Genomic DNA, 11606 nt, shown 5'->3' with positions numbered 1-11606 from the left:
GGTCACGCCCAGGTGATCAACCGCTTCGGCTGCTCCAGGATCGCCGCCACGTCCGCCAGCACCTTCGAGCCCAGTTCGCCGTCGACCAGGCGGTGGTCGAAGCTGAGGGCCAGGGTGGTGACCTGGCGCGGCTTCACCTTGCCCTTGTGGACCCACGGCTGGAGCTTGATCGCGCCGACCGCGAGGATCGCCGACTCGCCCGGGTTGAGGATCGGGGTGCCCGTGTCCACGCCGAAGACGCCGACGTTGGTGATGGTCACCGTGCCGCCCTGCATCGCGGCCGGCGAGGTCTTGCCCTCGCGGGCCGTCGTCACCAGCTCGCCCAGCGCCTCGGCCAGCTGCGGGAGCGTCTTGTCGTGCGCGTCCTTGATGTTCGGGACGATCAGGCCCCGGGGGGTGGCCGCCGCGATGCCCAGGTTGACGTAGCGCTTGAGGACGATCTCCTGGTTCGCCTCGTCCCAGGAGGCGTTGATCCCCGGGTTGCGCTTGATGGCGACGAGCAGGGCCTTGGCGATCAGCAGGAGCGGGTTGACCCGCAGGCCCTGCATGTCCTTGTCCTGCTTCAGCTCGTCGACCAGCCGCATGGTGCGGGTCACGTCCACCGTCACGAACTCGGTGACGTGCGGGGCCGTGAACGCCGAGCCGACCATCGCCTGCGCGGTGGCCTTGCGCACGCCCTTGACCGGGACGCGCGTCTCGCGCGCCGTGTCGTACGACGCCGCGGGCGCCGGGACCGCGGGTGCGGCGGCCGGGGCGGGCGCGGCCGGGGCCTGGGCCTGGGCGGCCGGTTCGGCGGCCGGCGGGGCGGCCGCGGCGTGCACGTCCTCGCGGGTGATCACGCCGTCCGGGCCGGAGGGGGTGATCGCGGCCAGGTCGACGCCCAGGTCCTTGGCCAGCTTGCGCACCGGCGGCTTGGCCAGCGGGCGGGACTTCTCGGCGACCGTGCCGCCGTGGCCGTTCAGCTCGGCCTGGATCGCCTGCGCCGCTCCCGTGCCACCGGTCTGCGGGCCCTTGCGCGGGCGGCGCCTGGTGGAGGTGGTGGCCACGCCGTAGCCGACCAGGACGGGCTGGCGGGCCTCCGGCTTCGGCTCCTCGGCGGCCGGGGCGGGCTCCGCCGCCGGCTGCTCGGCGGGCGCCTCGGGCGCGGCGGCGCCGGCCACGGCGACCGTGATGATCGACGTGCCCACGTCCACCGTGGTGCCCTCGGGGAAGCACAGTTCCCGGACCACGCCGTCGTAGGGGATGGGCAGTTCGACGGCCGCCTTCGCCGTCTCCACCTCGCAGACCACCTGGCCGTCGGTGACCGTGTCGCCCGGCTGGACGTACCACTTGAGGATCTCGGCCTCGGTGAGCCCCTCGCCCACGTCGGGCATCTTGAACTCGCGTACGGACGCATCCGTCATCGTCGTCACGTCCCTCTCCTCAGTACGCCAGCGAGCGGTCGACGGCGTCGAGCACGCGGTCCAGGTCGGGCAGGTACTCCTCCTCCAGGCGGGCCGGCGGGTACGGGGCGTGGTAGCCGCCGACCCTGAGGACCGGTGCCTCCAGGTGGTAGAAGCAGCGCTCGGTGATCCGGGCGGCGATCTCCGCGCCGGAGCCGAAGAACACCGGCGCCTCGTGCACCACGACCAGGCGGCGGGTCTTCTCCACCGAGGCCTGGACGGCGTCGAAGTCCAGCGGGCTGACCGAGCGCAGGTCCAGGACCTCCAGGGAGCGGCCCTCCTCGGCCGCCGCGGCGGCGGCCTCCTGGCAGAGCTTCACCATCGGGCCGTAGGCCGCCAGGGTCAGGTCCGTGCCCTCGCGGACGACGCGCGCCTTGTGCAGCGGCGCCGGGATCGCCTCGGGGTCGACCTCGGCCTTGTCCCAGTAGCGCCGCTTGGGCTCGAAGTAGATCACCGGGTCGTCGCTCTGGATGGCCTGCTGCATCATCCAGTACGCGTCCGAGGCGTTCGACGGGGAGACGACCTTGAGGCCGGCCACATGGGCGAACAGCGCCTCCGGGGACTCCGAGTGGTGCTCGACCGCGCCGATGCCGCCGCCGTAGGGGATGCGGACGACGACCGGCATCTTGACCTTGCCCAGCGAGCGGGCGTGCATCTTGGCGAGCTGGGTGACGATCTGGTCGTAGGCCGGGAAGACGAAGCCGTCGAACTGGATCTCCACCACCGGGCGGTAGCCGCGCAGGGCCAGGCCGATCGCGGTGCCGACGATGCCGGACTCGGCGAGCGGGGTGTCGATGACCCGGCTCTCGCCGAAGTCCTTCTGCAGGCCGTCCGTCACCCGGAAGACACCGCCGAGCTTGCCGACGTCCTCGCCCATGACCAGGACCTTGGGGTCGGCGTCCAGGGCGCGGCGCAGCGACTCGTTGATGGCCTTGGCCATCGCCATCTTCTCGGCCATCTCAGTGACCCCCTTCATCGGCGAACGACGCCTGGTAGGCAGCGAACTGGGCGCGCTCCTCGTCCACGAGCGCGTGTCCGTCCGCGTACACGTTCTCGAAGAGGGCGAACCGGTCCGGGTCGGGCATGGCGCGGACCGCTTCGCGCACTCGCCTGCCCAACGCCTCGGACTCGGCCTCGAGTTCCGCGAAGAATCCCTCGTCCGCGTGGTTCGACGCCTCCAGGTAGCGGTGCAGGCGCAGGATCGGGTCCTTCGCCTCCCAGGCCAGCCGCTCCTCGTCGCCCCGGTAGCGGGAGGGGTCGTCGGAGGTGGTGTGGGCGCCCATGCGGTAGGTGTACGCCTCGACCAGCGTGGGGCCCTCGCCGTTGCGGGCGCGCTCCAGCGCCCACTTGGTGACCGCGAGGCAGGCCAGCACGTCGTTGCCGTCGACCCGGACGCCCGGGAAGCCGTAGCCCTGCGCGCGCTGGTACAGCGGGACGCGGGTCTGCTTCTCGGTCGGCTCGGAGATCGCCCACTGGTTGTTCTGGCAGAAGAACACCACGGGGGCGTTGTAGACCGCGGAGAAGGTGAACGATTCGGCCACGTCGCCCTGGCTGGAGGCGCCGTCGCCGAAGTAGGCGATGACCGCCGAGTCCGCGCCGTCCTTGGCCACACCCATCGCGTAGCCGGTGGCGTGCAGCGTCTGGGAGCCGATGACGATCGTGTACAGGTGGAAGTTGTTGCCGTTCGGGTCCCAGCCGCCGTTGTTCACGCCGCGGAACATGCCGAGCAGGTTGGTCGGGTCCACGCCGCGGCACCAGGCGACGCCGTGCTCGCGGTAGGTCGGGAAGACGTAGTCGTCCGGACGGGTGGCGCGGCCCGAGCCGATCTGGGCGGCCTCCTGTCCCAGCAGGGAGGCCCACAGGCCCAGTTCGCCCTGGCGCTGCAGGGCGGTGGCCTCGGCGTCGAAGCGGCGGGTGAGCACCATGTCGCGGTACAGGCCGCGCAGCTCTTCGGGGGTGATGCCGGCGACGTAGCCGCCGTACTCGGCGTTCTCGACCCGCTCGCCCTCCGGGGTCAGGAGCTGCACGAGGTCGGGGTCGGCGCTCTTCTTCGCGGTACTGCGGGTGGTACGGGTGGTGCGCTTGGTGCCGGTGGCTCCGGTCTTGCTGCCGGTGGTGCCGGCTTTGCCTGCGGCGGTGCGTCGCGGCTTGCGCGCGGCACTGCTCTCCACGGTCACGTGTGCTCCTCCGTCGTTCCGGCCCCCGGGGTTGCCGGTAGGCCAGTGCGGCTCACCTGTTTCGACCACCGGGCACGGGGTGGGTGCCACTCGGCCGGGAACAGGCGTGACAGGTGCCCCGGCGAGCGCCCTGCAACCATCACGTTACCCAGTGCCCCACATTTCTGTGAAACCCCGTTTGACCTGCGATTTTGCTTGGATTTCCAAGTAAATCGAGGTGGTGGGAAAGCGCGCTGGTCACAGCCTTGCGACAGGCCCGAGCAAGCGCACGTTATCCCGCCGACCCAGGTCACGGGAAGGGTTTCATGTGAAACGGGACTCGTACACAAAGCGGGAGAAATCCCGTTATTACCGCCCGGTTGGCGGAGTGCGCATTGCGGTGGCGTTACCGGACGGCCGTCACCGTCACCCGTATGCGCGAGGAAATGCCCGAGCGGTATCCGAAAGCGACCGGCGATGACAGCCCGTGACAACGCCCAGCTCACGGCCGCCTCGCGTGCCCTAGCATCTGGCGCGTGCCGCGCTCATGTGTACCACCTGCCGTGCTTCACGCGCCCCCTCTGGGCGCCCTGCTGCGCCTGTATGCCGCGGGTACCGCCCTCGCCTGCGAGCCGGTTGACCAGGGGCTGCTCAACCGCGGCTACCGGCTGCGCACCACCCGCGGCCGCTACTTCCTCAAGCACCACTTCGATCCGGACACCGCCGACCCGGCCGCCATCGAGCGCCGGCACCGGGCCACCCGGCGCCTGGCCGACCTCGGCGTCCCCGTCGCCCCGCCGCTCGCGCACCGCGGGGGCCGCACGGTCGCGGTCGTCGGCGGCCACGCCTACGCCCTGCACCCCTGGATCGACGGCGGGCACCGCGACGGCGGCCAGCTCACCCGCGCCGAGAGCGCCCGCCTGGGCGCGCTCCTGGGGGCCGTCCACGCCTGTCTGGAGCGGGTGATGCCGCCCAAGGGCCGCACCCGCCCGGCGACGGGCCCGCACCCCGTGGAGAGCGCCGATCCGGCCGGCACCTTCGCCCTCATCGACGCCCTGCTCGCGCGGGTGCGGCGGCGCCGGCCCGCCGACGCCTTCGACGAGCTCGCCCGGCACCGGCTGCTGGAACGCCGCGCCCTGCTGGAGCGGCACGCGGACCGGCGCCCGCCGCGCGGCGGACCGGTGGGCTGGGTGCACGGCGACTTCCACCCGTTCAACCTGCTCTACAAGGACGACGCCCCGGCCGCCATCGTGGACTGGGACCGGCTCGGGGTGCAGCCGCGCGCGGAGGAGGCCGTGCGCGCCGCCGCCCTCTTCTTCGTGCGGCCCTCCGGGCGGCTGCACCTGCCGAAGGTGCGCGCCTACGCGCGCGCGTACCGGCGCGCGGCCGGTGCCACGCCCTCGGAGCTGGCCGCGGCCGTGCACCGCGTGTGGTGGGAGCGGCTGAACGACTTCTGGATGCTGCGCTGGCACTACGAGCGCGGCGACACGCGCGCGGACTGCCAGTTCCCGGCCGCGTCGGCGCTCGCGGTGTGGTGGACGCGCGAGTACGACGCGGTGTGCGACGCGTTCGTGGGGTGAACGGCCGGCGGGCGGTGAACGCCCGGCGTCACCTCAGGGGGTCGCCGGGCCGGTCTCCGCGGGCTCGCTTCAACCGGTGGTCTCACCGGTGGTGCCGCCGTCGGTCGTGGTCCCCTCCGAGGTGCCGCCGTCGGTCGTGGTCCCCTCGGAGGTGCCGCCGTCGGCCGTACCGGCGTCCGTGCCGCCGTCCCCGGTCCCCGCGTCGGTGCCGCCGTTCACCGGGTCCGTCGGCTGCGACTGGGTGGTCTGCGGGCTCGACGGCTGGGTGCTCGGGGTGGAGGAGGCCGTGTGCGACCGGGGGTACGACGGCGTGGTGGCCGGCGGCCAGCCGGAACCGCCACCGCCGCCGGTGCTGTTCGAGCCATCGGTGTTCGTGGAGACGTCCGGCGAGTCCTCGGTGTCCTCCTCGCTCGGGGTCGGGGAGGGCGACTTCTTCTTCGTGTCCTTGGAGTGCGTCGTCGTCGGCTTGGTGTCGGTGCCCTTGCCGCCGTCGCCGCCGCCCGTGTTGTGCAGCGCCAGCGCCACGCCCGCCGAGATCGCGATGACCGCGAGGACGGCCAGGATCCACAGCTTGCCGCGGCCGCCGCCCTTGTTGCCGTGCCCCTCGAAGCCGCCGTCGTCGCCGCTGCCGTAGCCCGTGGGCAGGATCGGCTGCGGGATCTGCGCGGTGCCGCCCGCGTCCACCGGGTGCGGCATGACGGTCGTCCCCGCGAAGCCGGCCGACGGGGTGTGCCGGCCGTCGTGCGCCTCCACCGGGCCGGTGTTCCAGGTGCCGGTGTGGGCGCCCTGCTCGTACAGCATCTGCAGGCCGTACTGGACCAGGCCGCGCATCTCCTCGGCCGTCTGGAACCGGTCGTCGGGCTCCTTGGCGAGGGAACGCATCACCAGGCCGTCCAGCTCCGGCGGGCAGGTGCCGTCGGTGACCTGCGACGGCGGCACCGGGATGTCCTGGACGTGCTGGTAGACCACGGAGAGCGGGGTCTCGCCGGTGAAGGGGGGCCGCAGCGCGAGCAGTTCGTACAGCAGGCAGCCGGTGGCGTACAGGTCGGAGCGGTGGTCGACGGCCTTGCCGAGCGCCTGCTCCGGGGAGAGGTACTGCGGGGTGCCCATGACCATGCCGGTCTGGGTCATCGTCGTGGACGCGCCGTGCAGGGCGCGGGCGATGCCGAAGTCCATCACCTTGACGGCGCCGCTGTGGGTGATGATGACGTTCGCCGGCTTGATGTCACGGTGCACGATGCCGTGCTGGTGCGAGTAGGCGAGCGCCTCCAGCACCCCCGAGACGATGATCAGGGCCTGCTCGGGGCCCGGCGCCTCGGCGTTCAGCAGCAGGTCGCGGATCGTGCGGCCCTCGACCAGCTCCATGACGATGTACGGCACGGCCTGACCGCCCACCGTGTCCTCGCCGGAGTCGTACACGGCGACGATCGCGTGGTGGTTGAGGCCCGCGACGGACTGTGCCTCGCGGGTGAAGCGTGCCTTGGAGACCGGGTCCTCGGCCAGGTCCGCGCGGAGCAGCTTGACCGCGACGGTGCGGCCCAGGCGGACGTCCTCGGCGGCGAACACCTCGGCCATGCCGCCCCGGCCGAGGCGGTGCGTGAGCCGGTACCGGCCGTCTCCGACGAGCCCGCCGTTGCCCCACAGCTCCGGCGCGTCCGACATGCCGCCGCCAGTCGCCTCGGGGTCGGACGGGCCCTGAGAGCGCTGCGTCTGTGCCATCAGTCCTCGCCGTCGTTTCTGCCCGCGGTGCGCGCGGTGTTGTTACGGTCTCCGTCGGCCACGCTACAGCCTTCGTGGGGGCCGCCGGTCCGGAACCGCGACCGGGACGGACCCGAGACGGGACCGGTCATGAAACCCCCAGCACGCGCTGTCGTGCAAATTCCGTGTGCTGGTCGTACGTCCCCTGTAACGCTTGCGCGACGCTTCTTGCGCGTACGGTCACGGAACGGGCACCGAGCTTGACGTGCCGGTGCCCTCGGGCAGACTTGGCCGGGAATGAGACATTCGATCAAGGCCTGTCCGCTGGATCACGGCGCCGGACGGCCACTGGGGGACGCGGAGAGATGAGCCAGCACGGCGCACGGGGCCGGTACGCGGGGCAGGCCCTGGCCCAGGGCCGCTACCAGCTGCGCGACCTGCTCGGCGAGGGCGGCATGGCCTCGGTGCACCTGGCGCACGACACGGTGCTGGACCGTCCGGTCGCGATCAAGACCCTGCACACCGAACTCGGCCGGGAACCGGCGTTCCGCGAGCGCTTCCGCCGCGAGGCGCAGGCCGTGGCCAAGCTCACGCACACCAACATCGTCTCCGTCTTCGACACCGGCGAGGACGAGCTGGACGGCATGGCCACGCCGTACATCGTCATGGAGTACGTCGAGGGCCGGCCGCTGGGCTCGGTCCTGGAGGAGGACGTCCGGCAGTACGGCGCGATGCCCGCCGACAAGGCGCTGAAGGTCACCGCCGACGTGCTCGCCGCCCTGGAGATCAGCCACGAGATGGGGCTGGTCCACCGCGACATCAAGCCGGGCAACGTGATGACGACCAAGCGCGGTGTGGTCAAGGTCATGGACTTCGGCATCGCCCGCGCCATGCAGTCCGGCGTCACCTCGATGACCCAGACCGGCATGGTCGTGGGCACCCCGCAGTACCTCTCGCCCGAGCAGGCCCTGGGCCGTGGCGTGGACGCCCGCTCCGACCTGTACTCGGTCGGCATCATGCTCTTCCAGCTGGTCACCGGGCGGCTGCCGTTCGACGCGGACTCGCCGCTGGCGATCGCGTACGCGCACGTGCAGGACGAGCCGGTGGCGCCCTCCTCGGTCAACCGGTCGCTGCCGCCCGCCGTGGACGCGCTGGTGGCCCGCGCGCTGAAGAAGAACCCGAACGAACGCTTCCCGACCGCCGAGGCCATGCGCGACGAGTGCCTGCGCGTCGCGGCCTCCCTGCAGGCGGCGCCGCCGAACATCGTGCCGGACGCCGGGCCGCGGCAGAGCGGTTCGGGCGTCGGCTCCGCGGTGTTCCCGCCGGTCGACCAGGCGGCCCCCGCCCCGCACGGGCAGGTCCGGACGCCGTACCAGCCGGCCCCGCCGCCCAGCCCGTACGGCCACCCGGCCCCCGCCCCGGCCTACGGCTACCCGTCGCAGGGCGGCTACCAGAACCCGCCCGCCGTCTACGGCCCGCAGGGCACCGCCCCGACCCCGCCGCCGTACACCATGTCGCCCCAGCCGCCCCGGCAGAGCCGGCCGTCCGCCGGGCCGGGGCGCGGCAGGCGGCCGGTGGTCGTCACCTCGGTCGCGGTGGCGGCCATCGTGGTCGCCGGGGTGGTCGTCGCGCTGACGCTGCGCAACGGCGGCGACGCCGAGGCCGGGGGCACCGGTGCCTCGGCGTCCGCGTCCCACCGGGCGGGCTACCGCGGGCCGGACCCCACGCGGCGGATCGACAAGAGCGCGTGCACCGACCCGCAGGAGTCCTGGCGCGACTCGGACAAGATCGAGCTGCCCGACTTCCGGTACAAGGACATCGCCTCCGTGAAGCAGTGCCTCCAGGCCGCGGGCTGGAAGTGGAAGATCGGCCGCGAGGACGACAACACCTGGGGCGAGGGCACGGTCCTGAAGCAGTTCCCCGTGCAGGGCGCCGACGTCGACCCGGACGATGTGGGCACCATCCAGCTGAACGTGTCCACGGGCAATCCCCCGCAGTGACCGGCGGCCGGGGCGCGGCCCTCGCGCGCCCGCCCCGCGGCCACCGGACACGACAGGGGCCCGGCGGTCGTCCGCCGGGCCCGTTCGTGCCGTAGTCGGGTCGGGTGAGCGCTTCGGGCGCGGATTACAGGTACGGGCCGCCCGAACGGCCGCCCGCGTGGTGCTCGTCGCCGCCCTCGGGACCGGCGACGCCGGGCGGGAGCGCGCGGCGCATCTGCTCCAGCTGGGCCCGCGCGGCCATCTGCTGGGCGAACAGCGTCGTCTGGATCCCGTGGAAGAGGCCCTCCAGCCAGCCCACCAACTGCGCCTGCGCGATCCGCAGTTCCGCGTCGCTCGGGGTGGCGTCGTCGGTGAACGGCAGGGAGAGCCGCTCCAGCTCCTCGACCAGCTGGGGGGCCAGGCCGTCCTCCAGCTCCTTCACGGAACTGGCGTGGATCTCCTTCAGCCGCACCCGGCTGGCCTCGTCGAGGGGAGCCGCCCGCACCTCCTCCAGCAGCTGCTTGATCATGCTGCCGATCCGCATGACCTTGGCCGGTTGCTCCACCTGCTCCGTCACCGGGGTCTCGCGGGAGTCCTCGTCCCCGCCGCCGAGTGCCATCCCGTCCTGACCCACGACGAGGATCTGGGGATTCTCCGGCGACCGTTCGTTCCTCGGCATCTCCATGCCGTCATTCTCTCGCACGCCCCCACCCGGGCACCGTGGCGCCCCCTCGTGGCGCCGTTCGGCCGATTCGACCCATCGGCCCAATCCGGCATGCCCTCTCCGGGATCGGATGTGAGGCTGTTCCCGTCGGTTATCCATCGGTCACGACACCTGGGCTCCGGGAGGTCACCGACGTGACTCCACGCCTGCGACTCACGCTCCGCTGTCTGCGGCTGCCGGCCGTGCTCACGGCGGCGGCGCTGCCGTGGTACGGCATCGCCGTCGTGTACGGCAGCCCGCCCGCGCACACCGCCGAGCCCGGCCCCGCCACGTCCGCGCACCACGGCGAGCAGCGGCCGGAACCCGTGCGGGACGCGCCGCCGGGGCGGTCGCTGCCGGGCCACCCCCCGGTCCACTCGGCCGGGACCCGTTCCGCCGCGGCCCGTCCGCACAGCGGCCCCCCGGACGCGGGGCACGGCGCCCGGGAGGGGGAGCGTCACGAGGGCGAGCATCCGGGCCGGGACCGTCCGGACGGGGACCATCCGGACCGGGACCGTCCTCCGGAACGGGACCGCCCGGACCACGACCGGCCGGGCCGGGGGCCTTCCCCGTCCGCCGGGCTCGCGCAGGAGGGCTCGGCCGCCCCCGTTCCCCCGCCGACCGGCTCCGCGTCGGCGTCGGTCCACCCCTATCGCTCCCTCGCCTGGACCGAGCCCACCCGGGCGGGCAGCAGGCCCGGGGAGGGGAGGATGCGTCCGGGCCGGCCGGACGGACCCCCGGCCGAGGCGGAGGACGAGGACGGCTCCGCCACCGCCACCCCGGCCGTCCAGCCGGCGGAGCCGGAGACCACGGACGTGCCCACCGTCTCCGGGGAGCCGCCCGAGGAGGCCGGTCCCGGCTCCGCCCCGCCCGCGCCGCGTACCGGCGCCCGGCAGGCGGCCCCGCGGAGCGAGGCCGCCGCGGAGCCGATGCTGCGGATCCTGCCGCTGGGCAGCGGGCTCGTGCTCATCGGGCTGGGTCTCGGCCTGGCCCTGCTGGGCCTGAGACTGCGCAGGACCTGAGCGAACCGCGCGGGGGCGGCGGCCGCTACGGCGCGACCAGCAGCACCTTGCCGATGTGACCGCTGTCCTCCACCAGCCGGTGTGCCTCGGCCGCCTCCGGCATCGGCACCTCCCGGTCCACGACCGGCCGGACGTGCCCGTCGGCGAGCAGCGGCCACACGTGCTCGCGCACGGCGGCGACGATGGCCGCCTTCTCCTCCAGCGGACGGCCGCGCAGCGAGGTCGCGCTGATGGCGCCCCGCTTGTTCAGCAGCGCGCCGATGTTCAGCTCGCCCTTCACGCCGCCCTGCATGCCGATGATGGCCAGGCGTCCGTTGACGGCGAGGGCCTGGACGTTGCGGTCCAGGTACTTGGCCCCCATGTTGTCCAGGATGACGTCGGCACCCGCGCCGTCGGTGGCCTGCTTGATCTCGGCGACGAAGTCCTGCTCGCGGTAGTTGACGAGCACGTCCGCGCCCAGCTCGGCGCAGCGGTCCAGCTTCTCCCGCGTGCCGGCGGTCACCGCGACCCTGGCGCCGACGGCCTTGGCGAGCTGGATCGCCATGGTGCCGATGCCGCTGGAGCCGCCGTGCACCAGCAGCGTCTCCCCCGGACGCAGATGGGCGACCATGAACACGTTGGACCAGACGGTGCAGACCACCTCGGGCAGCGCCGCCGCCTGCCGGAGGGAGAGGCCCTCGGGCACCGGCAGCAGCTGCCCGGCCGGTACGACGGTCTTCTCGGCGTAGCCGCCGCCCGCGAGGAGCGCGCACACCTCGTCGCCGACGGCCCAGCCGGAGACGCCGGGGCCGAGCGCGGCGATCCGGCCGGAGCACTCCAGGCCGGGGTAGGGGGAGGCACCGGGCGGAGGGGAGTAGGCGCCCTGGCGCTGGAGGATGTCGGCGCGGTTGACGGCGCTGGCCGCCACCTCGACCAGCACCTCGCCCTCGCCGGGCACCGGATCGGGGACCTCCGCCCACACCAGCGCCTCGGGACCACCGGGTTCGGGAATCGTGATCGCATGCATGCGGGTGACGCTACTCCCCA

General features: G+C 73.3%; 9 protein-coding genes. 3 read left to right on the top strand and 6 right to left on the bottom strand.

What is annotated here, in order from left to right:
• Window positions 1–2 precede the first annotated feature (2 nt).
• From ACZ63H_RS11220 to pdhA, 3 genes are read right to left on the bottom strand one after another with little or no spacing between them, the layout of a single operon-like run.
• Window positions 3–1412 carry a dihydrolipoamide acetyltransferase family protein gene (locus ACZ63H_RS11220; protein ID WP_469863696.1) on the bottom strand — a complete coding sequence of 470 codons (1410 nt, stop codon included), beginning with the start codon at window positions 1410–1412 and terminating at the stop codon, window positions 3–5.
• A 10-nt stretch (window positions 1413–1422) separates the two neighbouring features.
• A complete protein-coding gene (locus ACZ63H_RS11215; protein WP_469863694.1) occupies window positions 1423–2400 on the bottom strand; it encodes an alpha-ketoacid dehydrogenase subunit beta in 978 nt (325 codons plus the stop codon).
• A gap of 1 nt (window position 2401) precedes the next feature.
• A complete protein-coding gene (gene pdhA, locus ACZ63H_RS11210; RefSeq protein WP_469863692.1) occupies window positions 2402–3619 on the bottom strand; it encodes a pyruvate dehydrogenase (acetyl-transferring) E1 component subunit alpha in 1218 nt (405 codons plus the stop codon).
• A 542-nt stretch (window positions 3620–4161) separates the two neighbouring features.
• On the opposite strand from pdhA, the gene ACZ63H_RS11205 reads away from it, so the two are divergent.
• Window positions 4162–5178: a phosphotransferase gene (locus tag ACZ63H_RS11205; protein WP_469863690.1), complete on the top strand. Its 1017-nt coding sequence runs from the start codon at window positions 4162–4164 to the stop codon at window positions 5176–5178.
• A gap of 69 nt (window positions 5179–5247) precedes the next feature.
• Here the strand turns inward: ACZ63H_RS11205 and ACZ63H_RS11200 are convergent, their stop codons facing one another.
• Window positions 5248–6897, bottom strand: coding sequence for a protein kinase domain-containing protein (locus ACZ63H_RS11200; protein ID WP_469863688.1), 1650 nt, complete (start codon window positions 6895–6897; stop codon window positions 5248–5250).
• 344 nt (window positions 6898–7241) lie between these two features.
• Here ACZ63H_RS11200 and ACZ63H_RS11195 point away from each other — a divergent pair, with 344 nt between their 5' ends.
• On the top strand, window positions 7242–8876 hold the full coding sequence (locus ACZ63H_RS11195; RefSeq protein WP_469863687.1) for a protein kinase domain-containing protein: 1635 nt from the start codon (window positions 7242–7244) through the stop codon (window positions 8874–8876).
• A gap of 124 nt (window positions 8877–9000) precedes the next feature.
• Here ACZ63H_RS11195 and ACZ63H_RS11190 read toward each other — a convergent pair whose 3' ends face one another.
• Window positions 9001–9540, bottom strand: a complete 540-nt coding sequence (locus ACZ63H_RS11190; RefSeq protein ID WP_469863686.1) for a bacterial proteasome activator family protein — start codon at window positions 9538–9540, stop codon at window positions 9001–9003.
• 173 nt (window positions 9541–9713) lie between these two features.
• Between ACZ63H_RS11190 and ACZ63H_RS11185 the strand changes: the two genes are divergently transcribed.
• Complete coding sequence (locus tag ACZ63H_RS11185) at window positions 9714–10580, top strand: hypothetical protein (protein WP_469863684.1); 867 nt, start codon at window positions 9714–9716, stop codon at window positions 10578–10580.
• A gap of 25 nt (window positions 10581–10605) precedes the next feature.
• On the opposite strand, the gene ACZ63H_RS11180 is transcribed toward ACZ63H_RS11185, so the two are convergent.
• On the bottom strand, window positions 10606–11586 hold the full coding sequence (locus ACZ63H_RS11180) for an NAD(P)H-quinone oxidoreductase (RefSeq protein WP_469863683.1): 981 nt from the start codon (window positions 11584–11586) through the stop codon (window positions 10606–10608).
• Between the last annotated feature and the right edge of the window lie 20 nt (window positions 11587–11606).

Source organism: Streptomyces sp. NPDC104831, assembly GCF_055583025.1.
The sequence above is the reverse complement of the archived record's forward strand: the minus strand, read 5'-3'. Positions and strand labels throughout refer to the sequence as shown.